We start from the raw sequence: 22,998 nt of genomic DNA, 5'->3' as shown, positions 1-22,998 counted from the left end.
GCCGGCGGGGCATGGTCTTTGCCGCCGCCGGGCGCTAGGTTTTCGCGGGGAGGTCCGGGGTGATGATGAGCGAGACGGGAATGGTGAGCCGGGTTCTTCTGGTCGATGACGATGCCGCCGTGCGCGAGGCGCTGGCGCAGACGCTGGAACTGGCGGACCTGGAGCCGCTGTTGGCGGGCAGTTTCATCGAGGCCAAGGATCATATCGGCGCCGGGTTCGAAGGCGTCGTGCTATCCGACATCCGCATGCCGGGCCGCGACGGTTTCTTCCTGCTGGATCACACGCTGAAGACCGATCCCGAGCTGCCGGTCATCCTGCTGACCGGCGAGGGCGACATTCCCATGGCCGTCGACGCCATGAAGCGCGGCGCCTTCGGATTCCTTGAAAAACCCTGCAAGGGGACCGAACTGCTGCCCGTGCTGGAGCGGGCGCTGAAGACCCGCGCCCTGGTGCTGGAGAACCGCCGGTTGAAGGCGCAGCTGGAAAGCGGTGACCCGGCGGCGCGGATGATTTTCGGGCGCAGCGAACAGAGCCAGGCCCTGCGCCGCCGGGTGCGGCAGGTGGCCGGCACGGGGGCCGAGGTCCTGGTGACCGGCGCACCGGGGGCAGGGATCTCAAAGGTGGCGGAGGTGATCCACCTCAGCTCCCGCCAGGCGCAGCGACCCTTCGTCAAGCGTGCGTCCGCCGCGCTGTCGGTGGCGGCGCTGGAAGGGGCCTTTCAGGAGGCGCTTGGCGGCTCGCTCTACCTCGATGAGATCACGCAGCTGCCCGGGGACACCCAGTTCGCCCTGTCGGAGGTGCTGGAACGTCAGCCCGGCGCGCGGCTGATCGCCGGCAGTGCCGCCGCGCCCGAGGAGGCGGTGGACGCGGGCCGGTTCAGCCCTGACCTTTTCTATCGCCTCGACGTGATGCGGGTGCATATCCCGGCCCTGTCGGAACGGCCCGAGGATATCCCGGTGATGTTCCGCCAATACGTCGCCCAGGCCGCCGAACAGGCGGGCCTGGCCGCACCGGAGGTGACGCCCGACCATGTGGCCTGGCTGATGGCGCGGGACTGGCCCGGCAATGCCCGCGCGCTGATGTCGGCCGCCATGCGCTTCGTCCTGTCGGGGGGCGAGGGCGAGGCGGAGGAGCAGAGCGACCTCGGCCTGGCGGAGCAGATGGCGCAGATCGAGAAGAGCTTGCTGGTCGCCGCCCTGCGTCGCCATGAGGGCCGCGCCGGCGCCGCGGCCGAGGCGCTGAAACTGCCGCGCAAGACCTTCTACGACAAGCTGGCGAAATATGCGCTGAAACCGGGCGAGTACCGCTGACGGCGTCGGCCCTGGGTGCTCTGCCCGATGGTCCTAGTGGTGCAGCAGTTGGACGGCAGCCAAGTGGGGGCAAAGCCGCGCTGCGTAGGAGGCCGGCCTATGTATCGCGTGACGCGCAAGACCTGTGAAGGTGAACCGTAGACCGAGCTCACGGCCCTGTGATTCCGCATCCCGAATGTGCGGAAATCCGCACGTTACCGGGAATAGTCTGTGCGAAATGTCGCACATTTTCTGCATGGCGGACTTGCGCTCAGCGCATGACGCTCTGCCAAGTCTCTGGCAGAGCGTACTTTTTCATCTGATGGGTACAGGGGGTGACTTTTCCTTGAGCGGGGCTCCGCCGTTCCCGAATGTCTCCGCATCGGGGCAGGACGCCCCAGACAGACCGTTCACTCCGGGGAGGAGACCCAGATGAAATTCCTGACCAGCACCGCCATCGCCCTTGGCCTGGCCATCACCGCATCCGCCGCATCGGCGGACTGCGACGACGGCGAGATGGTGATCAAGTTCAGCCATGTCACCAACACCGACAAGCACCCCAAGGGCATCGCCGCGGAGCTGCTTCGCACCCGCGTCAACGAGGAGATGGACGGGACCGCCTGTATGGAGGTCTACCCGAACTCCACCCTCTACGATGACGACAAGCTGCTGGAAGCCATGCTGCAGGGCGACGTTCAGCTGGGTGCCCCCTCGCTGTCGAAATTCGAGACCTTCACCAAGGTCTTCCGCATCTTCGACCTGCCCTTCATGTTCAAGAACATGGAAGCCGTGGACGCCTTCCAGAACTCCGAGAACGGCCAGGAGATGATGTCCTCGATGGAACGTCGTGGCCTGGCGGGCCTGGCCTTCTGGCACAACGGGCTGAAGCAGTTCTCGGCCAACAAGCCGCTGCTGATGCCCGAGGACGCCGAGGGTCTGAAGTTCCGCGTGCAGCCTTCCGATGTGCTGGTCGCCCAGATGGAAGCCATCGGCGCGAGCCCGCAGAAGATGGCCTTCTCCGAGGTCTACGGCGCGCTGCAGCAGGGCGTGGTCGACGGGCAGGAGAACACCTGGTCGAACACCCTGGGCCAGAAGTACTACGAGGTGCAGGACGGCATCACCGAGACCAACCACGGTCTGCTGGACTACATGGTCGTGGCCTCGGTCGACTGGCTGGACAGCCTGGATGACGACGTGCGCGAGCAGTTCCTGACCATCCTTCAGGAAGTGACCGAAGAGCGGAACGCGGCGATTGCCGAGGTCGACGCCGCCGCCCGCCAGGGCGTGCTGGACGCCGGCGGCACCATCCGCGAACTGACGCCCGAGCAGCGTGAGGCCTGGGTCGAGGCGATGAAGCCCGTCTGGGAACAGTTCACCGCCGACGTTGGCCAGGAAAACATCGACGCGGCGCAGGAAATCAACGCCAGGTTCTGATCGCTCCTCGGGGAGATCCGGCGGGGCGCAACCGAAAGGTCCGCGCCCCGTTTCGGTCCCGTGCCGCCCACCCGCGGCGCGGGCTTTGCGCAGGACGCGCCCGCCGCGCGCCACCTTCTGAGACCAACAAAAAGAGAGGGACGGGCCATGCATCCTCAGCCCGGGGAAAGTGTCGTCGACCGCATCGAGGAGACCCTCATCGCGGTCATTCTGGGCGCCATGACGCTCATCACCTTTGCCAATGTGGTGGCCCGCTATGTGTTCAATTCGAACATCCTCTGGGCGTTGGAAGCCACGGTGTTCCTGTTCGGCTGGCTGGTCCTGCTGGGCGCCTCCTATGCGGTGAAGAAGAACGCCCACCTGGGCGTCGACGCGGTGATCGACATCGTGTCGGCCCCGGTGCGTCGGGTGCTGGCGATCATCGCCATCACCATCTGCCTGGTCTTCGCCTTCCTGCTGCTGAAGGGCGCCTGGGACTACTGGGCCAACTTCGCCAATCTGCCGCAGACCGAGGGCCGCTGGTTCCCGACCGGTTTCGAGGAGAGCTTCCGCCCGAAATCCTGGTATGAGGTGAACGATATTCCCATGCCCGAATGGCTGCGCTTCCTGGAAGGGGCGATGAACGAGGGCGAGGAATACGAGAAGCTGCCGCGCTTCATCCCCTATGCCATCCTGCCGGCGTCCATGGCGCTGCTCCTGTTCCGTTTCGCCCAGGTCGCCGTCGGCATCTGGAAAGGCAAGTTCGACCGTATCGTGGCCAGCCACGAGGTCGAGGACGACATCGCGGAAGTCCGCGAACAGCGCGGGGAGTTCTGATCCATGTCCGTCGCCATTCTCTTTGGCCTCGTCGTTGGCTTCATGCTGATCGGCGTGCCGATCGCGGTTTCGCTGGGCATGAGCTCGGTCCTGTTCCTGCTGTTCTACAGCGACACCTCGCTGGCCTCGATTGCCCAGACCCTGATGGGGGCCTTCGTCGGCCATTTCACTCTGCTGGCGATCCCCTTCTTCATCCTGGCGTCGTCCTTCATGTCGACGGGGGGCGTGGCGAAACGGATCATCCGCTTCTCCATCGCCTGCGTCGGCCACCTACAGGGCGGTTTGGCCATCGCGGGCGTCTTCGCCTGCATGATCTTCGCCGCCCTCTCGGGCAGCTCGCCCGCCACCGTGGTCGCCATCGGCTCCATCGTCATCGGGGCGATGACCAAGGCGGGCTATTCCAAGGATTTCGCCGCCGGCGTGATCTGTAACGCGGGGACCCTGGGCATCCTGATCCCGCCGTCGATCGTGATGGTGGTCTATGCCACTGCCACTGACGTCTCGGTCGGGCGCATGTTCCTCGGCGGCGTGATCCCGGGTATCTTGGCGGGCCTGATGCTGATGATCGCGATCTGGATCATGGCGCGGATCAAGAACATGCCCAAGGGCGAGTTCGCGGGCATGGGCGAGGTGCTGTCGTCCTTCCGCGAGGCTTTCTGGGGTCTGATGCTGATCGTCATCATCATGGTCGGCATCTACGGCATTCCGGGCGTCACCGGCGCGATCTTCACGCCGACCGAAGCCGCCGCCGTGGCCTCCGTCTATGCCTTCATCGCCGCGAATTTCATCTACCGTGACATGGGGCCGCTGGCGACCGAAGGCGAGGGGCGCAACAAGTCCCTGCTGCAGAAACCCGTGGCCCTGGTGACCGCCTGGTTCCACCGCGATACCCAGAAGACGCTGTTCGAGGCGGGCAAGCTGACCATCACGCTGATGTTCGTGATCGCCAACGCCCTGATCCTGAAACATGTTCTGACGGATGAGCAGATCCCGCAGATGGTGGCCGAGGCGATGCTGTCGGCGGGCTTCGGCAAGATCATGTTCCTGGTCGTCGTGAACGTCATCCTGCTGATCGGCGGGCAATTCATGGAACCCTCGGGCCTTCTGGTCATCGTGGCGCCCCTGGTCTTCCCGATCGCCATCGAGCTGGGCGTGGATCCGATCCATCTGGGCATCATCATGGTGGTCAACATGGAGATCGGCATGATCACCCCGCCCGTCGGCCTGAACTTATTCGTCACCTCGGGCGTGGCGGGGATGCCGATGATGCGCGTGGTGAAGGCGGCGGCGCCCTTCCTGGCGGTGCTCTTCGTCTTCCTGATCCTGGTGACCTATGTGCCGGCGATCTCCACCGCGCTGCCGAACGCGGTGATGGGGCCGGAGATCGTGACGAACTGAGGTTTGGAAAGGTGATTGGTTGTGTGGAAGCGGCGGTCCTTCAGGGCCGCCGTTTTTACATCCGCCGGGCAGGGGCGGGATCGGCCTTCGGCCGACGCCTCCGGCGGGAGTATTTGTGCCTCGGTGAAGGAGTGGGACAGCGCCCAGTGAGGCGGCCGGTTTTCGCAGGAGCGGCGTGCCACGCGCCTCTTGCAAAGGCCCGTCGCCCGGACAGGCAGGTGCTGTGCCTGTCTCTTGGCTGGGTTTTGGGGGACGCGCGGCGGGGGCACGGCCCCCTTTGCGTCAGGCGTTTTCCAGCGCGGTGATGATCGGGGCGAAATCCGCGGCCTTCAGCGAGGCGCCGCCCACCAGTGCGCCGTCGACGTTGGAGATGGCGAAGATCTCATCGGCGTTCGAGGCCTTCACCGACCCGCCGTAGAGCAGGCGCACGGATTTGCCGACGCCGTAGCCGAAGCGGTTCTCCAGCCGGTCGCGCATGAAGTCATGCACCTCACCGATCTGGTCGGCGGTGGGAACCTGGCCGGTGCCAATGGCCCAGACGGGTTCATAGGCCACCACCAGGTTCTCTCCGTTGGACCCGTCGGGGATCGACAGCGACAGCTGGCCGCCAATGATGTCCAGCGTGTTGGTCGCCTCGCGCTGGAACTCGCTTTCGCCGACGCAGATGATGGTGGTCAGCCCGACCTCTTGCGCGGCCTGGGCCAGCAGGCGCACTTCCTCCGAGGTCTCGCCATGATCGGCGCGGCGTTCGGAATGGCCCAGGATGACGGCGGTGGCGCCCACGTCCCTCAGCATCTCGGCGGAGATGTCGCCGGTGTGAGGGCCGGCCAGCTTGTGGTGGCAGGTCTGGCCGCCGACGAAGAGCGGGCTGGACCAGCACATATCGACGGCCGGGGCCAGCAGCGTGGCGGGCGGGCAAATCAGGATGTCACAGCCCGGATCGGGGTGTTCATCCTTGAGCTTCTCCAGCTCCTTCAGCGAGGCGCGGAGCCCGTTCATCTTCCAGTTGCCGGCGGCGAGTTTTCTGCGCATTCCCTGATCCCTTTTTCGGGCGATTTCCACGGTCTCCCCGGGGCTTAGCCCGGGGCGTCGTGGGGCCGGGACATGGCGCCCCGGTATCCTTGTCCGCATTCTTGCCCTTCGGCGGGCAAGGTCAAGGGGACGGTAGCGCTCACAGCCGGGCAATCCACCCCAGAGGCCGGCACGCGCCGATCCCTGCCGGCGTTCAGCCTTTTCGACGGGCCGCCCTGCGCGCCTTGGCGGCCCGTTTCGCCAGTGCCGCCTCCCGGGCGGGGCCAAGCGACAGCCGCGCCCAGTGCAGTGCCTCCTCGGGATCGTCGAGGGCGCTTTCGGGCAGGGACATCAGGCTGGGAACCACCCGCGGGCCCGTCTTGCGGGAATAGGTGAAGGGCTCGGATCCGGCGGCGCGGAAAGCCGCTTCGGTCGTTTCATCGGATTTCATGTAGATCGTGCCGGAGGCGGAGATCATGGCGATCATTACGTCCTGCTCGACGTAGAGCGCCGCGCCCGAGAACATACGCCCGACCCGCAAGGGGCCGAGGTCGGCGAAAAGATCACGCAGGTGTTCGAGGAAGTCGGGATCGACGGCCATTGTGCCCTCCGGAATGGGCGCAGACTGGCCGGAGGGGGCGCGGCGCGCAAGAGGCGCGGCGCCCGGGGCTCACATATCGGCGAACTTGATCGACTCGCCGCAGCCGCAGGCTTCGGTGACGTTCGGGTTGTTGAACTTGAACCCGGATTCCAGCAGCGCGACCTCGTAGTCGATCTCGGTGCCGAAGAGGAACATCTGCGCCATGGGGGCGATCATCACCCGTGCGCCGTCCTGTTCGACGACCTCGTCGTTGGGATCGACGCTGTCCACGTAGTCCATGGTGTATTCCATGCCCGCGCAGCCGCCCTTCTTCACGCCGATGCGCAGGCCTTCGTGGCCGTCCTTCTTCATCAGCTTGACGATCTGCTGTGCCGCGCGCGGGGTCATGGTGACCGCCTGTTTGCCGGGAATGCTGAACATGGTGTCTCCTTTGGCGCCCTTTGGGGCGGGGCGCTTTGACCCCAAGATAAGGGGAGCGGGCGGCGATTCCAAGGGACCCTGGCGGGGCAGGGTGTGGCTATGCGCGCAAGGGTCTGTGTCCGGCCAGCAGATCCGCGTTGTCCCGGTAGAGCGCGGCGAGGCGGGTGATCAGGCGCCTCAGGGGCGGGCGGTGGCGGTCGTCGGCGTGAAAGACGAGGTGCTGGGTTTCCTCCAGCGCCTCGATCGGCGGGCCGGCGCGGGTCAGGGCCGGGTCGCGGTCGCCGGTCATGCAGGGCATGACGCCGATGCCGGCGCCGGCGCGGACCAGCTCGTGCACCGTGGCGACCGAATTGGCCAGCACGGCGACGGGCAGGTCCTGGTCATGCAGCCAGCGGGCGGCAGGATGGCGGGCGTGGTCGGGGTCCATGGCGACCCAGCCCAGCCCTTCCGCGCCGGGCAGGGAGTGGCTGCGGTAGGGGGCGAAGTGCAGGCGGCCCAGGGGCCGGGAGGCCAGGTTGCCGGCCTCCGGCGCGCGGTTGCGGATGCCCGCGTCGATCTCGCGGTGCGCGATGTCCAATGTGGCTTCGGTGGTGATGAAATGCAGGCGGAAGCCGTCACCGGGACGACAGATCTCGGCCACCCGGTCGGCCAGGAAATGCGCGGTGGCAGTCCCGGCGGAGAGGCGCAGGAAGGGCGTCTCGGATGCCTCGCCGAAAAGCGCCGCCACAGGCTGTGCCGCGGCCTGCATGGCGCGGACCCGCTCGTGCAGGGCGCGTCCCGCCGGTGTCAGCTCGTAGCCCGTGGGGCCGCGCCGAAAGAGGCTCTGGCCCGCCATCTCCTCCAGCGCCAGCATGCGACGCCCGATGGTGGGCGCGCTGAGCCCGCAGCGCCGGGCGGCGCCGCTGAGGCCGCCGGCCTCGGCCACGTGATAGAAGATATGCAGGTCGTCCCACTTCAGATCTTTCATCTGTGAAAAGCCCCTTGCCGAACCAGGCGCAGAAACCCGCCTTTCCGCAAGTTACCTTTCCACATACGAAAGGAAAAGGACGGCCAATGCTACCACTCCTGCCACCCTCGCCGCGGCGCCTGCTTTCAGAACAGGAGGTCTGGGATCTGGGCGCGCAGACCCCGCGCAACCGGATGCGCGCCCTGTGCGCCTGGCTGCGCCGCAACGCGAAAAGGGCGCCGCCGTGGCGCCGCCCTTCGCAAACTTCAACCGATGCGGTCGGTCAGGCCACGGCGCCCACGCGCTGCGGCACCATCGGGCTGCCCTCGACCTCGGCCAGCGCCTCCGACAGGGCAGGGTAGCCCGCGCCCATCAGGGCCTGGCGCACGGCCTGGCGGGTGATCCCGAGGCTTTCGGCCACGGTGGAATGGGTCGGTGCGTCCTGCGACAGCATCGGTAGGACGGCCTTGGCCTGGGCCGCGGTCCAGCGGGCCGAGACATGATCCACGAGCCGCGCCACGGCGGCCAGTTCAGATCCATCGCCGTGGCCGAAGCGCGCGCCGCGCAGACCGTCGAGGATCCCCAGCGAGGTCAGGAAGGCCAGCCCCTCGGCTTGGCCGAGGTCGCGGCTGGCCGGGATCGCGCCGGGGCCGCTGACCATGGCGATGGCGGTGTCGAATTGCCGGCCCTTCTGGCGGATGCCGGCGCGCATTGCCAGCGCTTCGCGCAGGGCAGGGCGGGCGGGACTGAGCACGAGTTGCCAGCCGTACTGGCCGATGCGCGTGAAACAGACCGGCATGTCCTGCCAGGATCGGATCAGCCGGGCCGCCTGGCCCAGACCTTCGTAGCACTCCGCCAAGGCGGACTCGTCCATCTTCGCCCCGGCCTCGATAGTGCCGGAGAGGACGGTGATTTTCTGTGACATACTGCTCTACCTTGCCCGTTTTATATCTTGGTTGCCTGTTTGATTTTTTGTGGAAAGGTTAACCCCTTTCGCGAGATCTGGGAAGCCCGAAAGCTTCCTGTCAGGATCTGTGGCCCCGCCGCTACATCTCGCGTGGGCGCCAAAACACGCCGCAATGGATGGGTTCAGACAGGCCGGTTTTCAGGGCAAAGGCGCGATCGTCGCGCGCAGAAGCGCATCGGAGGCCGGGGTCGGCGGGCGGGAACAACGCGCGCGGGACGGGCGGATGTGCGCCCAAAAGAAAAGGCCCCGGGTCTACCGGGGCCTTCGGATCACATGAAGCCCAGTTCCAGCCGGGCCTCGTCGCTCATCATGTCCATGCCCCAGGGCGGTTCCCAGGTCAGTTGCACGTCCACCGTCTTCACCCCGTCCAGCGGCTCGACCGCATCGGCGATCCAGCCCGGCATGTCGCCAGCCACCGGGCAGCCGGGGGCGGTCAGGGTCATGATGATGCGAACGTCGTTCTCGTCCGTGATGTCGATGGTATATATCAGCCCCAGGTCGAAGATGTTCACCGGAATTTCCGGGTCGTAGACCGTGCGACAGGCCTCGGCCACCTTGTCGTAAAGCGGGTGGTCGGTCGAGGAGGGCGCGATCAGCGGGGCGCCTTCGAGGGGCTCTGATTGCTCGGTCATGGTGTCTCCGTCCTATTCCTGACCCGCCATATAAGGATTACACCCCGCGAGGTCCAGTGCCGCGCAGGTGTTCCGGCCCGCTCAGAGCCGCTCGATGTCGCCCTGGTCGCGTGTGGCGTGGAAATCCTCTTCCCAGGCGTCGAAGCGGCCCGCGGCGATGGCATCGCGCATGCCCTGCATCAACTCCTGGAAGTAATGCAGGTTGTGCCAGGTCAGCAGCATGCCGGAAATCATCTCGCCGGCGCGGTAGACATGGTGCAGGTAGGCGCGCGAGTAGTGGCGGCAGGTCGGGCAGGTGCACTGTTCGTCCAGGGGCCGGGGGTCGTCGGCGTGGCGGGCGTTTTTCAGGTTGACCTGACCTCGCCGGGTCCAGGCCTGGCCGGTGCGGCCGGACCGCGAGGGCAGCACGCAATCCATCATGTCGACGCCGCGTTTCACCGCACCGACGATGTCGTCAGGCTTGCCCACCCCCATCAGGTAGCGCGGCTTGTCGACGGGCAATTGGCCGGGCGCGTAGTCGAGAACCTGGAACATGATCTCCTGGCCTTCGCCCACGGCCAGGCCGCCGATGGCGTAGCCGTCGAACTCGATGCCCTTCAGCGCCTCGGCGCTTTCCGCGCGCAGCTCTTCCACGTCACCGCCCTGCTGGATCCCGAACAGCGCATGGCCCTGCCGGTCGCCGAAGGCATCGCGCGAGCGCTGCGCCCACCTCATCGACAGGCGCATGCTTTCGGCAATGCGCGTGTGATCCGCCGGAAGGGCGGGGCATTCATCGAAACACATGACGATGTCCGATCCTAGGAGCTTCTGGATCTCCATCGACCGTTCCGGCGTCAGCTTGTGCTTCGAGCCGTCCACGTGGCTGCGGAAGGTCACGCCCTCCTCGGTCAGCTTGCGCAGCTCCGCAAGGCTCATCACCTGGAAGCCGCCCGAGTCCGTCAGGATCGGCTTCTGCCAGTTCATGAACTGATGGAGCCCGCCCAGGCGCGCGATACGTTCCGCCGTGGGCCGCAGCATCAGGTGATAGGTATTACCCAGCAGGATGTCGGCGCCGGTGGCCGCCACGCTTTCGGGCATCATCGCCTTGACGGTCGCCGCCGTGCCCACGGGCATGAAGGCAGGGGTGCGGATCTCGCCCCGGGGGGTGGAGATCACGCCGCTACGGGCGCGGCCATCGGTGGCCTGCAGGGAAAAGGAGAAACGCGTGCTCATGACGGGGCCATAGCGCGCGGGACGGCGCTTGGCTAGAGGGTGGGGCGCTGCCCGGCGGCCCCTTGTGCCGGGCCCCCGTTCATCCGACAGCTGAAAATACTCCGGGGGAGTCTTCGCCCGGCGAAGACGGGGGCAGCGCCCCCGCACCCGGCCTGCTGACCGCCCGCCCTGTGGACAAGTGTCTCCGGGCTGGTTTTTCCCCGATGGCGCCTTATATCCCGCTTGCTGCCGCCTCGCCCCACGGGCAGGATGGCCGGAACCACGGTTGAAGATCGCGGGCCTCGCGCCCAGATTAAGAGACTGTAAACCGGAGAAGGCCATGGTTGCCGCCGCGCGGGGCCGGTGCCTTCTGCCCAAGATCAAGGATAGAGCATGCAAGAGCCTCTCAACCCGTCCTACGCCGTCCTGCCCCTGCGTGACATCGCGGTCTTCCCGCATATGATCGTGCCCCTCTTCGTGGGGCGCGACAAATCCGTGCGGGCGCTGGAAGAGGTGATGACGGAGAACAAGCAGATCCTGCTGGCCAGCCAGAAGGATCCGGCGGAGGACGATCCCACCGCCGAGGGCATCCACCGCACCGGCGTGCTGGCCAATGTGCTGCAGCTACTGAAACTGCCCGACGGCACCGTGAAGGTGCTGGTCGAAGGCTCGATCCGCGTGCGGATCGCCGAATACCTGGACAACGACGATTTCTTCGAGGCCCGTGCCGAGCTGCTGGAAGAGGAACCCGGCGACGAGGCAACGACCGAGGCGCTGCTGCGCACCGTGGCCGAGGAATTCGAGCGTTACGCCAAGGTGAAGAAGAACATCCCCGAGGAGGCGCTGACCGCCGTGGCCGAAAGCCATGAGCCCTCGCGCCTGGCCGACCTGGTTGCCGGTCACCTGGGTATCGAGGTGGAGCAGAAGCAGGAGCTTCTGGAGACCCTGTCGATTTCCGACCGGCTGGAGAAGGTCTATGGCCTGATGCAGGGGGAAATGTCCGTCCTGCAGGTCGAGAAGAAGATCAAGACCCGCGTGAAGTCCCAGATGGAGCGGACGCAGCGTGAGTACTACCTGAATGAGCAGATGAAGGCCATTCAGAAGGAGCTGGGCGACGGCGAGGACGGCGAAGGGGAGATCGCCGAGCTGGAACAGCGGATCTCCGAGACCAAGCTGTCTAAGGAAGCCCGCGAGAAGGCCGAGGCCGAGATCAAGAAACTGAAGTCGATGTCGCCGATGTCGGCCGAGGCGACCGTCGTGCGCAACTACCTCGACTGGATGCTGTCCATTCCCTGGGGCACCAAGAGCCGCGTGAAGAAGGACCTCGGCCTGGCCGAGCGGACCCTCGATGCGGATCACTACGGGCTGGAAAAGGTCAAGGAACGCATCGTCGAATACCTCGCGGTGCAGCAGCGCTCGAAGAAGCTGAAGGGGCCGATCCTGTGCCTCGTCGGCCCGCCGGGCGTCGGCAAGACGTCCCTGGGCAAATCCGTGGCCAAGGCCACCGGGCGTGAGTTCATCCGCATCAGCCTCGGCGGCGTGCGAGATGAAAGCGAGATCCGCGGTCACCGCCGGACCTACATCGGCTCCATGCCCGGCAAGATCATCCAGGCGCTGAAGAAGGCGAAGACGACGAACCCGCTGATCCTGCTCGATGAGATCGACAAGATGGGCCAGGATTTCCGCGGTGACCCGTCCAGCGCGATGCTGGAGGTGCTCGACCCGGAACAGAACGGCACCTTCGTCGATCACTACCTCGAAGTGGAATACGACCTCAGCAACGTCATGTTCCTGACCACGGCGAACTCCTACAACATGCCGGGCCCGCTTCTGGACCGGATGGAGATCATCAGCCTCGCGGGCTACACCGAGGACGAGAAGCGCGAGATCGCTCGGCAGCACTTGGTCGATCAGGAGGTCAAGAACCACGGCCTGAAGAAGGACGAGTTCGAGATCACCGACGGCGCCCTGACCGAGATGATCCAGCGTTACACCCGCGAGGCGGGGGTGCGGAACCTCAAGCGCGAGATCGCCAAGCTGGCGCGGAAGGCCGTGACGCAGATCGTCAAGAAGGAGACCGACAAGGTCGTCATCACCGAGGAGAACCTCGACGACTTCCTGGGCGTGAAGAAGTACCGCTACGGCCTGGCCGAGAAGGAAGACCAGATCGGTGTCGTCACCGGGCTGGCCTGGACCAGTGTGGGCGGCGATCTGCTGTCCATCGAGGCGCTGCGCCTGCCGGGCAAGGGCCGGATGAAGACGACCGGCAAGCTGGGCGACGTGATGAAGGAGTCGATCGACGCCGCTTCCAGCTACGTCCGTTCGGTCGCGCCCGAGATCGGTGTGAAGCCGCCGCGCTTCGACCACTGGGACATCCACGTCCACGTGCCCGATGGCGCCACGCCGAAGGACGGCCCCTCGGCCGGTCTGGCAATGGTGACCTCCATCGTCTCGGTGCTGACGCAGATCCCGGTGCGCAAGGATGTCGCCATGACCGGGGAGGTCTCCCTGCGTGGCAACGCCATGCCGATCGGCGGGCTGAAGGAGAAACTGCTGGCCGCGCTTCGGGGGGGCATCAAGACCGTCTTCATCCCCGAGGAGAACGAGAAGGATCTGGCCGACATTCCCGACAACGTGAAGGAAGGGCTGAAGATCATTCCCGTGACCCACGTGAAGGAGGTTCTGGAACAGGCGCTGGTGCGTCAGCCGGAGCCCGTGGAATGGGACGAAGAGGCCGAGGAGGCCGCCGCGGCGGCCCGCGCCAAGGCTGCCGAAGAAGCCGCCCGCCAGGCGGTTGCCCACTGATGCAAGGGTCGGCGCCCCTGTCGCGGGCGTCGTCACCCCGGCAGATAACGCTCAGGCCGTGCCTTCCCACCGGAGGGTGCGGCCTTTCTTCTGGGCATCCGCCGAAGCGTCGCCACGGCACGCCCGGGGTAGGGCATGCGGTGTTGGCCACGCGGCATGCGTCTTGCTAGGCTTCCACGAACCGAAGCCGCGCAATCCAGAGGGACGAACCATGGCCACCAAACCGACCAGCACCAGCGGCAAGACCGCCGCCAGCCGCGCGGCCACCGCCAGCCGGCGCGCCGCGCAGAGCAGCCGAGCATCCCGCGCCGAGGCGCCTGACGAGGAAACGCCAATGGGGGAAGGGGCCCCCGACGATGGAATGACCTCGGACATGGGGACAGAACAGACGCCACTGAAGAAGAAGGAGTTGATCGACCGCGTCGTGGCTCGCTCGGGTCTGAAGAAGAAGGACACCAAGCCGGTGGTCGAGGCGCTGTTGACGGTGCTGGGCGAAACCCTGTCCGAGGGGCGCGAGGCGAACCTGCAACCGCTGGGCAAGATCAAGGTCACCCGGAGCAAGGATCTGGCCAATGGTCGGGTCATGACCGCCCGGATCCGACAAAGCGGGCCAGCCCTGGCGGAGCTGGATCAGGCCACGGCAATCGAGGGTGAAATTTTGTCGAATTCGCCTCTTGCAGATGGCGAAGAGTGACGGTAGAGAACGCGGCACGGCGGGTGATTAGCTCAGTGGTAGAGCGCTTCGTTCACATCGAAGATGTCAGGAGTTCAAATCTCTTATCACCCACCATCCAGCTAACTGAAAAGCCCCGGTCAATTCCGGGGCTTTTGGTTTTTGGCGACATGTTCCTTGGTCCATTGAACCAGTCACCCGGATGTCAGGGACGTGAGGTCCAGGACATTGACGGCATCCAGCATGTGTTCTCGCAGATGGCGTCCAGAGGTCGAGAAGGTCACCGGTGCATTCGAGTGGCTCTGGACCTGCGAAACCTTCTCCCGGGGGATGCCCTGCGACAGCATCGTGGCCGCCGTGATGTGGCGCAGGAGGCCGCGCAGGATAGTGTTGCTGGCGTGAAGCAAGTCGCAGCCGGAAGCTCTTAAAGGTTGCGTTCGCAGTAGGGCCCATTTTGCAAAAATGGCTAGGGTCAGGAAGCATTGATTTCGCGCGAACAGCATGATTCACGGCTTTGAAAACGGAGCGGCGACATGAGCGATCTCTTCTGGCGGACCGACGCGCACCCGATATGACCGGTGCCCGAGGGTCTTCCTTTCGGCCATCGCCCTCGCCGCCCTCGTCATCTACTGGGTATGAATCCTGACCCTAAGCCGCCCTTCGTGCCAAGCGCCGCGGGTGACCGCTCGCAGCCTTTCCACGATATTCGTGCCAGGCGCTGCAGGACGCTAGGCGCGGGCAGGAAGGGCGGGAAGCGGGCTTTCGCTGTGGCTTGCGCCAAGGTTTGCTCAGGCGACCATTTGGACCTGCGATGTGGCACTGCGCCATGGCCCGGCTTGACGCCGCAAGACGATGGCGACCTCCGGCTTACCAGCCCCCGCCGCCGCCGCCCCCTCCGCCGCCGCCGGAGAAGCCACCGCCGGAAAAGCCGGAGGAACCGGAGCCCGAGCCGGACGTGGTGCAGGCGTTGACGCCACTCGTCATTGCCTGGCACGCCGCCGAGATCCCGCCGCCGAAGGATCCACCGTTCATATTCGTGCCGTGATACCAGGGCGGCATCCAGACATGGGTCGGCACGCGCCCGCGGGACATGGCGCGCGTGAGGGCGTCTTCGTAGGCCCCGGCGAATTGCTTTTCCACGCCAAGAGCGATGGCATAGGGCAGGAAGGCCTCGAACCGGCGGCGGGCGTTGCGGCGGGAACGGCCCTTGAGGCGGGCCGCGGAAAGGTAGCGGCGAAAGCCCTCGATCTCGATCTTGTGGGCCCGTCCGGTGGCCGTTGTCAGGCCGATGCGCGCGGCGAAGACGGCAAAGATCACCGGCAAGGCGATCAGGCCCGCCCCCGACAGCAGGCCGAGCGCCCCTGCCAGCGCACCGAAGATCAGCCACATGAGGCAAGAGATGCCCAATGCGATGCCCAGCATCAGCGCGACGTCCCGCAGGGTGCCGCCGACCAGCGCCGTCAGAAGCGGAATGGCAAGCGGAAGCGCCGGCATGATGTGCAGAAGCCAGGTTTGCCCGGCCAGCGCCTGCCACATGATCGCAAATGCCAGCCCATAGCCGCCAACACCGGCCAGAAAGATCCAGTTGGCATGTGAAATGTGGAAGGTTTCGCCGTGTTCGTCCCGCATCACCGCGGAGAACACATCCAGCAGGGCAAGGACAGCCTTGCGATTGTCGGGGGATATGACGAGTGGCTCCTCCAGTTCGTCCAGGTACGTCAGGATCGCGGCCTCGCCCACAGGCAGGGTGCCGTCATTGGTCTTCCCGGTCCGTGTGACCGACCATGTGGTGTCGTTTTGCGAAATGACGACGAAGCCCTTGACGCCCAGGTTGATCGTCGCCGCCACCATCGCGGAATTGGTCACCCCGCCGTTCGCGCGGATATATTGGGCCAGCGCAGGCGAAATCCCCTCGGGCGGGGTGCTGCGGAGACGGATGCGACCCAGCGGCGCGTCCTTGCCCTTGCGCCGCCAGATCAGCCACAGCGCAGCCCCCAGAAGCAGGGTGCCGAACAGGGCGATCATGTCGGCAGGACGGTCACGGAACGTGAAAAGGATGCGGTCAATGACCGAGGGGCGGGTCACGATGCCGGTGGGAAAGGCGATGGCCGTGGTCAGGCCCTCGTGCCAGTCCAGCGCGCCGTCGGCCATGACATAGACTGTGCCTCCGCCGTCCTCGATCTGTTCGAAGGCGTCCTGTTCCCGCGATCCCAGGGGGCCGGTGAACGTTTCGACCTCCGTGGCCACGGCCCCGTCGGGCAGGCTGATCCGGGCAGCGGCCCTGTCGATACGGAAGGCCCAGGCGTTGCCTGTGACGTTCCAGTAAAGTTCGTCATGATCGTCAAGGAACCGGACCTGCCGCTCCACGTCGTAGCGCAGGCGGAAACGGTGCTCGCCCGGGCTGACGACCGTATCCTCATCCCCCAGGTAGATGCGGATCATCCCGTCCCGGCGTTGGATGCGGGTGTCCACCGGTGCGCCATCCATCGTGGCCTCGACCAGATCGAACCCGCCCCAGCGGATCCCGTCCTTTGTCAACGGCAGGTCCCGGAAGATGCCGTGGCGGATGCGCTGCCCTTCGGCCTGCACGTCCAGCGTCTCGATCACCTGCAGCCCGCCGGCGTCGTCTATCGTGATTTCACTGATGAAGCTGCGGATGCGTTCATCCGCGTGAAGCGATGCTGCGGACAAAAGGATGAGGAGAAGGGCGGAGAGGGTACGGAATGGAAAAAGCATGCCGCCATTCTATGACCGGCAATATTCCGAGCACAACCAATGACTTGGGTTCACATCAGAAACCTGTCTGTTAACTTCGCACCCAGCCACAGGGGGACGCATGACATATCGAACACTTGGCTTCGGCCCGATCCTTGCGATTTTCGCTAGTGCCGCAGCTGCGGAAACGGTCACCTTCGATCCACAGCCGGGCGCGGCGCGCACATGGCGGATGGAGATGTCGGTTCGCCCCGGGCGCGAGGGGGAACCACCGGACTATAGCTATGGCACGCAGCGTATCTCGTCGCTGACCCGGATGGAGGTCACCGACGCCCAAACGCTGCATATCCTGCCACTGTGGTTTCAGACGGTGGTGGCCGGCGAAACCTACGGCACGCAGGGGCCGCTGCCCGACACGATGCGGCAGGCCATGACGGATGGATTTGACGCCATGCTGAAGGCCGGGGTCATCACAGACGTCACGCCCCACGGGACCGCAGATGTCCCGCAGGAGGTGATGACGGGAATGAGCCAGCAGTTCGGTGCCGTCCTGCCCCCCGCGCGCCTTGAGGCCAAGACGGGGTGGAGCACGACCATCGCGGAGTTCTCGGGCGTGCCGGACGTGACCGTGACCGTCACTCACGTCACGGACGACAGCGTCTTCCTGAGCTATGCGGGCGATGATGCGTCGTTTCGCCTCGCGGGGCTTGCGGTGCTGGATCGTGAGGAGGGCTGGCTGCGCCGCGTCGTCATGACCACCGACCAGACCGCCGATGACGGCACGACCCTGCGCACCACCCTTGCGATGGCACCGGAGGACTATCCTTTCCCCATCCATGCCGACTACACCTATGAGCGCCCCGACTGGCATCCCGTGTCCGATGGCCTCTCCGCCGTGGAGCCGCTGCCGACCGAGGCCGATATCTTTGCCCACGATCAGGGCCGCGTGCGGCTGGAGAACGACCTTCCGTCGCTGGATTTCACCCATCTGCATGAGAAAATGCCCAGCACCGGGCGCCTGGTGGTCAGCGACCCGCAGGTGTTCCGGGGCGAGCAGCCGGTGGATATGCCGATGCTGGCCCTGCCGTCGATCACCCTGCCGAACTATCATGAGGAAGACGGTGATCCGACCTTCACCTCCACGACCCTGATCCCCACGGAGCAGACGCAGATCCTGCCGGATGTGCTGGATGCGACCGAGATCCGCGCGACCGTGGCGTGGTATCCGGCGTCCCCCTTCACGATGACGCTGACCCCAGACGAGACCGGCCATGCCGAGGTGACAAAGAACGGCGCCACCGCGCGGCTCTCTCCCACCGACGAGGGCTACGACCTGATCGTGACGGGGCGTCAGGGCGACGACTTCATGTGGGCCGTCGACGAAGGCACCGAGGCGGGCAGCATGATCTATGCCGCCGATCGCGGGCCGGATTGGCTGACGCCCGCCGAAAGCCTTGCCCGCCGCATCGCCTCTCCCCAATACAGCAGCGTGCTTGTGGCACTTAAGACCGATGCCCCCATGCCCACCCTGTCGGTGCGGGTGATCCGTCACCCGGACACCCCTGCCGTGACGCGCGAGATGGCGTTCCTGACCGATCACGGGCGCCGCATGGACCCTGACCGGGCCCCCGACAAGGTGCTGCTCTTCAAGGGCGCGCCGCCGCCCTCGCTGGATGACGTGCGCCCGGAGGGGCTGGACGCCGCCGCGCTGCACTTCCGCATGGGCACCCTTCAGGCCGCACGCTGCTCCGCGGAGTTCGCGTTGCCGCAAACGGAGGCGGTCTTCGCCGAGGTCACGCCGAACTCCGACGGCTATGGCGGCACCCGCCTGTTGCGGATGCAGTCGCCTGATGGCACCCGCACCCATTTTTACGAACACGGCACGCAGGACGTGACTCTGACCTGCGATGCTACCGTGACGTGGGAGGAGACGGAGGTGCAGCCCGATCCCGACCACCCGTGGCAGATCGACGCCGAGGCGCTGGATATCTCGCCCGATCTGACCTACGCGCAGCTGATGGACCAGATCCGCTTCGTGGACGCGCACGGCGACGCGCTGGCGCTGACCACGCCTAACGGCCGGGGTCTGGCGCTGTCCGACAGGATCAAGTGGGCAATCTTCCCCGACGGAACGCTGCGGGTTGCAGGCAGGCCCGCCCGCATCCTGCGCGCCGTCAGCCGCCCTGATCCCTTCACCCGCAGCTTCACCGTGACCTTCCCCGACCTTCCCGTGCCGGAGGAGGCGCCGCAATGATCCGCACGGCAGCTCTGCTGATCTGTATCGCGACGCCCGCCCTGGCCCAGGCGCCCGATGGCCTGCAGAAGCAATACTACGACGACGGCACCCTGGCAGGGGAGATCACGCGCAGCGAGGGCAAGCTGGATGGTCCCTGGCGCTCCTACTATCCCTCGGGCCAGCTGCGGGAGGAAGCGTTCTACAAGGCGGGCCGCATCGATGGAGTCGAGCGAAAGTTCCACGAGAACGGCCAGCTTGCCGCCGAAGTTCATTGGACGGACGGAGAGCGCGACGGAGCCTTCCGCGACTATGATCGTGACGGCAACCTGACCATGCAGGGCACCTATGACATGGGACAGCCCTCCGGCACGCGCGAGGCATTCTGGCCCTCGGGCGCTCTGCGCGCGGTGCGGCATTTCGACGAAGGCCGCGAGGTAGGTCTGTCACGCCGCTGGACGCGCGACGGCGTACTGACGCGCGAGACGGAATATACCGACGCCGGCGTCTTCGTGCGGGAACGGCGCTGGAAGGAGAAGACGCTGATCTCCTTGCGCGAACCCGTGCAGATCGACGGCCATGGCGAAGGCGAGAAGCTGACGGAATACCAGGGGAATTTCACCGAAACCGACATCAAGGCCGAGGGTTACCGCCTGACCACGCGAAGCCTGAACGGAGAGCTGATCGACCGGTCCGAGGTGATCGACGGCCAGATGCAGGGCCTCTACATCAGCACGGACCCGATCCAGGGCGACGTGACCCGCGTCACCTATGTCGACAACCAGCCACATGGATTGTTCACCCGGACGTGGAAAGGCAGGGTTCTGGACCGGGGCATGTACGACCACGGGAAGCGTGTCGGCGAATGGCGGCGCGAAGAGACGACGCCTTTCGTGGAGCTGGAGACCTACGACGCAAAGGGACGGCTGGACGGCGAACAACGCACTCTGGGCCAGGACGGAAAGGTGCGCATGCGCGTGACCTATGCCGCCGGAACGCTGGACGGGCCGTATGAAACCTTTGGCTCCGGTGGTGAGATACTCGAAGTGGGGCAATATGACATGGGCCAGAAGACCGGCCTGTGGCAGGAGATATCCGGCAACCTGGAGGACCTCCACTCCGGCAGCTATGTCGAGGACAAGCGCGACGGGCGCTGGACCATCACGGGTGCGGATGGCCATCCGGTCGAGGTCATCCACTACGACATGGGCGAGGAGGACGGACTGCATTACCTCTTCGCCCCCGATGGCGCGGTGGACGAGGTGCAGGCCTGGCGCGACGGTGTGCGCGACGGCTACACCACGTACTATCAGGACGGTCGCCCGGTCCTGCGCGATCTGTGGCAGGACGGAACACTGACACGAACCGACCTGCCGGTGGTCCCGGAATGACGTTCGGTCGGGCCATCCGAACGTGCCTGCGCAAGTTCGTCCGCTTCGGCGGCCGGGCCTCCCGCGCGGAATACTGGTTCTTCGTGCTCGCCCTGGTCATCGCGACCTGGGTCACCGGGACACTGGATTACATGCTCTTCGACGGGCGGCATCCCCTTGGCTTGTTCCTTACCGTCGTCACCTTCCTTCCGGTAACATCTGCCGGATGGCGGCGTCTGCACGATGTGGATCGGCGCGGCTGGTGGCTGCTGTTGCCAGGCGTCGCGTCGCTGATCTTCCTCGTCGGGGCCTTCGCCATTCGCGGCCTGACCGCGCAGCCGATGGCGGAGATCCCCACTGTCACCAACTCCGAAGGCTGGCTTTACACCATCCTGCTGGGGTTTCCTGTGGTGTCGCTTGTCTCGACGATCTGGCTCGTCGTGCTGCTGGCGCGAAAGGGCGATCCGCAGGACAATCGCTTCGGTCCCGCACCGCAGGACGGCGAGGGGGTAGCGGATGCGTAGTGCTCTGATGCCAACGGGCGTACCAGCCAGCCTCGGCACAGCTGCCGCCGCTCGGGACCGGCTGACGGCCGACATCCTGCACCCGATCTGCAGGCCGACATGATCCCTGTCGCACAAGGTGGGCTGACCCTCCTGCTTCTCGGCTGGCAGGCGATCGCGGTGATCGGCGTCGTCGCCCTGGCCGTCGCGCACAAGGACGGGCAACGACGCCCGTTCTTTCGCCGCCATTCGTTTCTCTATGGCCTGCTATGGCTGATCGTCGCGCCGGTGGTGGGCGCTTACCTGCTGCTGACGTTGGCAGGGGTGGCCGCTCTTCTCTGGATGTGGATCAGCGGTGATTTCGGCTGAACATGAAAGGACTTCCCATGCGCACACTCCTCCTGATTTCACCACTGCTCTGGGCCGGCACCGCCCTTGCCGAACCGGTGATCTTCCAGCCCGCCCCGGACAGCACGCGAAGCTACAGCCTCTCGGTTGGCGACGAGGCACGCCCGCTGGCCTACGACGCGCTCTATGGCCGGTATCTCGACACATATTTGGACGTGACGGCGACGGAAGACGGGGTTCATACGATCCCCACGCGCGTCGAACTGCGGGAGGATGACCAATACGCAAGCTCGTCCTCGCCGGGACAGTGGTCAGACGCGCTGACTGCTCTGCAACGCGCCGGTTATGACACGGTGATCTCAGGCGACGATACGGCCCGCACCGTCACCAGCGCCGCGCCTGACGTGGAGCAGGGGGCAGGTGACAAGGCCGCTCAGCTGCACGCCGCCCTGTCCGATCCCTTCGCCAGCCCCGCCTTCCCGATCACGGTTCAGGCCGAGGAAGGTTGGTCGACCACCCTGCCGGAACTGGGCAGCTATGAGGACGTGGAGGTGCGCGTGACGGCGGTGACCGAAGACGAGGTGCGCGTCGCCTTCACGGGCGGTACCGGCCCCGACACGCCCCCCGACGCCGACGATCCCCGCCCGTGGCGCACGCGCGGCCACCGCATCGCCGGGCTCGCCGTTCTGGATCGTGCCGAGGGATGGGTGATCCGTCAGGTGGTCACCCGCGAAACGACGCTGACGCTCAATGGCCAGAAGCTGCCTTCGCGCCGCACCACCGTGCTGACGCCACTGACCGACGGCGAGGAAAGCTTTGCGCCCGAAGGCAGCCGGTGGCCCCGTGACATCGAGAAGGTGATGGCGCCCACGGATCTGCCCCCCGCCACCGAGGACCAGATGTTCGGAGACGAGGCGACCTTCGAATTCTACGGCGCGCCCGCCCTTCTGGCCATTCCTGCCGAGATGGAGAGCTTCATTCAGGCCGGCAGGATGACCTTCAACGACCTGCGCCTGTTCGATGAGGCCGGAGAGCCGGTCGATCTCCGCACACATATCGGCACGGTCTATGCGCAACCGGATTTCGGCTACCCCGACAGCCTGCGGTCTGCCGCCCTCGTGACGCCGAACGTGATCGGCCCCGTCATGTTGGACCAGATGTCCCGCATGACCGCCGAGGTCGCCTGGTATCCCTCGACGACGCAGGTCATCGAGATGACGGCGGACGAGGACGGGCGCGCGTCTGTCGACAGCAACGGCCTGCGGGCCCAACTGCATCCCGGCGACAGGCCCGGCACCTACATCCTGCGCTACAGCGGGCAGAAGGATGACCTGATCACATGGTCGGTGCCGGAGGAGATTTCGGGTCAGGCCGCGCTCTACGCTCATGATCGCGGTCCAGACTGGCTGTCACCCGCGGAAAGCCAGGTCCGCATGTTCGCGGCCGAGCACCCCGAGGGGCAGACGCTGGTCCTGGACACCGAAACCGCCCCGCAAGCCATTCACCTCCGACTGGCCCGCCCTGCCGAACAGCCGCAGGTGCGTCGTGAAATCACTTTCGCACCACGCGAGTACGGTCGCTGAGGAGGCACCTCGCCGAGGCCTCCGTCCCTGAGCGCGCTGCGCCCAAACGGGCATAAGCAGGCG

20 protein-coding genes and 1 tRNA gene are annotated in these 22,998 nt (G+C 65.9%); 12 read left to right on the top strand and 9 right to left on the bottom strand.

Annotated features, from left to right (window positions below; translation table 11 throughout):
• The first annotated feature begins 80 nt into the window (after nucleotides 1–80).
• From CVM50_RS15480 to CVM50_RS15465, 4 genes are all read left to right on the top strand, one after another.
• Entirely contained in the window at nucleotides 81–1,310 is a 1,230-nt protein-coding gene (locus CVM50_RS15480; protein ID WP_085888338.1) for a sigma-54-dependent transcriptional regulator, read from the top strand.
• A 411-nt stretch (nucleotides 1,311–1,721) separates the two neighbouring features.
• Entirely contained in the window at nucleotides 1,722–2,723 is a 1,002-nt protein-coding gene (locus CVM50_RS15475) for a DctP family TRAP transporter solute-binding subunit (RefSeq protein WP_085888337.1), read from the top strand.
• Between the two features lie 147 nt (nucleotides 2,724–2,870).
• On the top strand, nucleotides 2,871–3,539 hold the full coding sequence (locus CVM50_RS15470) for a TRAP transporter small permease (RefSeq protein WP_085888336.1): 669 nt from the start codon (nucleotides 2,871–2,873) through the stop codon (nucleotides 3,537–3,539).
• 3 nt (nucleotides 3,540–3,542) lie between these two features.
• Nucleotides 3,543–4,937: a TRAP transporter large permease gene (locus CVM50_RS15465; RefSeq protein WP_085888335.1), complete on the top strand. Its 1,395-nt coding sequence runs from the start codon at nucleotides 3,543–3,545 to the stop codon at nucleotides 4,935–4,937.
• A gap of 282 nt (nucleotides 4,938–5,219) precedes the next feature.
• Here the strand turns inward: CVM50_RS15465 and tpiA are convergent, their stop codons facing one another.
• The 7 genes from tpiA to tgt form a co-directional block, all read right to left on the bottom strand.
• Nucleotides 5,220–5,969: a triose-phosphate isomerase gene (tpiA, locus tag CVM50_RS15460; protein WP_085888334.1), complete on the bottom strand. Its 750-nt coding sequence runs from the start codon at nucleotides 5,967–5,969 to the stop codon at nucleotides 5,220–5,222.
• A gap of 193 nt (nucleotides 5,970–6,162) precedes the next feature.
• Nucleotides 6,163–6,549 carry a TfoX/Sxy family protein gene (locus CVM50_RS15455; RefSeq protein ID WP_085888333.1) on the bottom strand — a complete coding sequence of 129 codons (387 nt, stop codon included), beginning with the start codon at nucleotides 6,547–6,549 and terminating at the stop codon, nucleotides 6,163–6,165.
• Nucleotides 6,550–6,618: 69 nt separating this feature from the next.
• On the bottom strand, nucleotides 6,619–6,969 hold the full coding sequence (locus CVM50_RS15450) for a HesB/IscA family protein (protein WP_085888332.1): 351 nt from the start codon (nucleotides 6,967–6,969) through the stop codon (nucleotides 6,619–6,621).
• A gap of 97 nt (nucleotides 6,970–7,066) precedes the next feature.
• Complete coding sequence (locus CVM50_RS15445; RefSeq protein ID WP_085888331.1) at nucleotides 7,067–7,936, bottom strand: LysR family transcriptional regulator; 870 nt, start codon at nucleotides 7,934–7,936, stop codon at nucleotides 7,067–7,069.
• A gap of 262 nt (nucleotides 7,937–8,198) precedes the next feature.
• Nucleotides 8,199–8,840 carry a hypothetical protein gene (locus tag CVM50_RS15440; protein WP_085888330.1) on the bottom strand — a complete coding sequence of 214 codons (642 nt, stop codon included), beginning with the start codon at nucleotides 8,838–8,840 and terminating at the stop codon, nucleotides 8,199–8,201.
• A gap of 311 nt (nucleotides 8,841–9,151) precedes the next feature.
• Nucleotides 9,152–9,514 (bottom strand): SUF system Fe-S cluster assembly protein, encoded by a 363-nt coding sequence (locus CVM50_RS15435; protein ID WP_085888329.1) that lies wholly within the window; start codon nucleotides 9,512–9,514, stop codon nucleotides 9,152–9,154.
• 81 nt (nucleotides 9,515–9,595) lie between these two features.
• Nucleotides 9,596–10,726, bottom strand: coding sequence for a tRNA guanosine(34) transglycosylase Tgt (tgt, locus tag CVM50_RS15430; RefSeq protein ID WP_085888328.1), 1,131 nt, complete (start codon nucleotides 10,724–10,726; stop codon nucleotides 9,596–9,598).
• A gap of 372 nt (nucleotides 10,727–11,098) precedes the next feature.
• On the opposite strand from tgt, the gene lon reads away from it, so the two are divergent.
• From lon to CVM50_RS15415, 3 genes are all read left to right on the top strand, one after another.
• Entirely contained in the window at nucleotides 11,099–13,510 is a 2,412-nt protein-coding gene (lon, locus tag CVM50_RS15425) for an endopeptidase La (RefSeq protein WP_085888327.1), read from the top strand.
• A 211-nt stretch (nucleotides 13,511–13,721) separates the two neighbouring features.
• Nucleotides 13,722–14,204: an HU family DNA-binding protein gene (locus CVM50_RS15420; RefSeq protein ID WP_232618263.1), complete on the top strand. Its 483-nt coding sequence runs from the start codon at nucleotides 13,722–13,724 to the stop codon at nucleotides 14,202–14,204.
• 21 nt (nucleotides 14,205–14,225) lie between these two features.
• Nucleotides 14,226–14,300 (top strand) — tRNA-Val (locus tag CVM50_RS15415).
• A 77-nt stretch (nucleotides 14,301–14,377) separates the two neighbouring features.
• Here the strand turns inward: CVM50_RS15415 and CVM50_RS15410 are convergent.
• Both CVM50_RS15410 and CVM50_RS15400 read right to left on the bottom strand, forming a co-directional pair.
• Nucleotides 14,378–14,686 carry a hypothetical protein gene (locus CVM50_RS15410; RefSeq protein WP_143515610.1) on the bottom strand — a complete coding sequence of 103 codons (309 nt, stop codon included), beginning with the start codon at nucleotides 14,684–14,686 and terminating at the stop codon, nucleotides 14,378–14,380.
• A gap of 364 nt (nucleotides 14,687–15,050) precedes the next feature.
• The gene (locus CVM50_RS15400) at nucleotides 15,051–16,919 is read right to left on the bottom strand and encodes a DUF2207 domain-containing protein (RefSeq protein ID WP_085888325.1); all 1,869 of its coding nucleotides are present in this window, start codon (nucleotides 16,917–16,919) and stop codon (nucleotides 15,051–15,053) included.
• A 100-nt stretch (nucleotides 16,920–17,019) separates the two neighbouring features.
• Between CVM50_RS15400 and CVM50_RS15395 the strand changes: the two genes are divergently transcribed.
• The 5 genes from CVM50_RS15395 to CVM50_RS15375 all read left to right on the top strand — a co-directional run bounded on the left by CVM50_RS15395 (nucleotide 17,020) and on the right by CVM50_RS15375 (nucleotide 22,935).
• Entirely contained in the window at nucleotides 17,020–19,152 is a 2,133-nt protein-coding gene (locus CVM50_RS15395) for a hypothetical protein (protein ID WP_143515609.1), read from the top strand.
• Nucleotides 19,149–20,522, top strand: a complete 1,374-nt coding sequence (locus tag CVM50_RS15390; protein WP_085888323.1) for a toxin-antitoxin system YwqK family antitoxin — start codon at nucleotides 19,149–19,151, stop codon at nucleotides 20,520–20,522. The genes CVM50_RS15395 and CVM50_RS15390 overlap by 4 nt, the downstream gene beginning before the upstream one ends.
• Complete coding sequence (locus CVM50_RS15385; RefSeq protein ID WP_085888322.1) at nucleotides 20,519–21,025, top strand: DUF805 domain-containing protein; 507 nt, start codon at nucleotides 20,519–20,521, stop codon at nucleotides 21,023–21,025. Before CVM50_RS15390 ends, CVM50_RS15385 begins: the two co-directional genes overlap by 4 nt.
• A 99-nt stretch (nucleotides 21,026–21,124) precedes the next feature.
• A complete protein-coding gene (locus CVM50_RS15380) occupies nucleotides 21,125–21,373 on the top strand; it encodes a hypothetical protein (RefSeq protein WP_085888321.1) in 249 nt (82 codons plus the stop codon).
• 17 nt (nucleotides 21,374–21,390) lie between these two features.
• Nucleotides 21,391–22,935, top strand: a complete 1,545-nt coding sequence (locus CVM50_RS15375; protein ID WP_085888320.1) for a hypothetical protein — start codon at nucleotides 21,391–21,393, stop codon at nucleotides 22,933–22,935.
• Nucleotides 22,936–22,998: the final 63 nt, after the last annotated feature.

Source organism: Pseudooceanicola marinus, from assembly GCF_002786295.1.
GTDB lineage: Bacteria > Pseudomonadota > Alphaproteobacteria > Rhodobacterales > Rhodobacteraceae > Pseudooceanicola > Pseudooceanicola marinus.
Note: the sequence above shows the minus strand (reverse complement) of the source record. Positions and strands in the feature narration are given on the sequence as shown.

What these genes read in the sequence shown, in the direction of transcription:
- CVM50_RS15480 (WP_085888338.1), top strand. Translation starts at nt 81, where the DNA reads ATGGTGAGCCGGGTTCTTCTGGTCGATGACGATGCCGCCGTGCGCGAG.
- CVM50_RS15475 (WP_085888337.1), top strand. Translation starts at nt 1,722, where the DNA reads ATGAAATTCCTGACCAGCACCGCCATCGCCCTTGGCCTGGCCATCACC.
- CVM50_RS15470 (WP_085888336.1), top strand. Translation starts at nt 2,871, where the DNA reads ATGCATCCTCAGCCCGGGGAAAGTGTCGTCGACCGCATCGAGGAGACC.
- CVM50_RS15465 (WP_085888335.1), top strand. Translation starts at nt 3,543, where the DNA reads ATGTCCGTCGCCATTCTCTTTGGCCTCGTCGTTGGCTTCATGCTGATC.
- tpiA (WP_085888334.1), bottom strand. Translation starts at nt 5,969, where the DNA reads ATGCGCAGAAAACTCGCCGCCGGCAACTGGAAGATGAACGGGCTCCGC.
- CVM50_RS15455 (WP_085888333.1), bottom strand. Translation starts at nt 6,549, where the DNA reads ATGGCCGTCGATCCCGACTTCCTCGAACACCTGCGTGATCTTTTCGCC.
- CVM50_RS15450 (WP_085888332.1), bottom strand. Translation starts at nt 6,969, where the DNA reads ATGTTCAGCATTCCCGGCAAACAGGCGGTCACCATGACCCCGCGCGCG.
- CVM50_RS15445 (WP_085888331.1), bottom strand. Translation starts at nt 7,936, where the DNA reads ATGAAAGATCTGAAGTGGGACGACCTGCATATCTTCTATCACGTGGCC.
- CVM50_RS15440 (WP_085888330.1), bottom strand. Translation starts at nt 8,840, where the DNA reads ATGTCACAGAAAATCACCGTCCTCTCCGGCACTATCGAGGCCGGGGCG.
- CVM50_RS15435 (WP_085888329.1), bottom strand. Translation starts at nt 9,514, where the DNA reads ATGACCGAGCAATCAGAGCCCCTCGAAGGCGCCCCGCTGATCGCGCCC.
- tgt (WP_085888328.1), bottom strand. Translation starts at nt 10,726, where the DNA reads ATGAGCACGCGTTTCTCCTTTTCCCTGCAGGCCACCGATGGCCGCGCC.
- lon (WP_085888327.1), top strand. Translation starts at nt 11,099, where the DNA reads ATGCAAGAGCCTCTCAACCCGTCCTACGCCGTCCTGCCCCTGCGTGAC.
- CVM50_RS15420 (WP_232618263.1), top strand. Translation starts at nt 13,722, where the DNA reads ATGGCCACCAAACCGACCAGCACCAGCGGCAAGACCGCCGCCAGCCGC.
- CVM50_RS15410 (WP_143515610.1), bottom strand. Translation starts at nt 14,686, where the DNA reads ATGCTGTTCGCGCGAAATCAATGCTTCCTGACCCTAGCCATTTTTGCA.
- CVM50_RS15400 (WP_085888325.1), bottom strand. Translation starts at nt 16,919, where the DNA reads ATGCTTTTTCCATTCCGTACCCTCTCCGCCCTTCTCCTCATCCTTTTG.
- CVM50_RS15395 (WP_143515609.1), top strand. Translation starts at nt 17,020, where the DNA reads ATGACATATCGAACACTTGGCTTCGGCCCGATCCTTGCGATTTTCGCT.
- CVM50_RS15390 (WP_085888323.1), top strand. Translation starts at nt 19,149, where the DNA reads ATGATCCGCACGGCAGCTCTGCTGATCTGTATCGCGACGCCCGCCCTG.
- CVM50_RS15385 (WP_085888322.1), top strand. Translation starts at nt 20,519, where the DNA reads ATGACGTTCGGTCGGGCCATCCGAACGTGCCTGCGCAAGTTCGTCCGC.
- CVM50_RS15380 (WP_085888321.1), top strand. Translation starts at nt 21,125, where the DNA reads ATGATCCCTGTCGCACAAGGTGGGCTGACCCTCCTGCTTCTCGGCTGG.
- CVM50_RS15375 (WP_085888320.1), top strand. Translation starts at nt 21,391, where the DNA reads ATGCGCACACTCCTCCTGATTTCACCACTGCTCTGGGCCGGCACCGCC.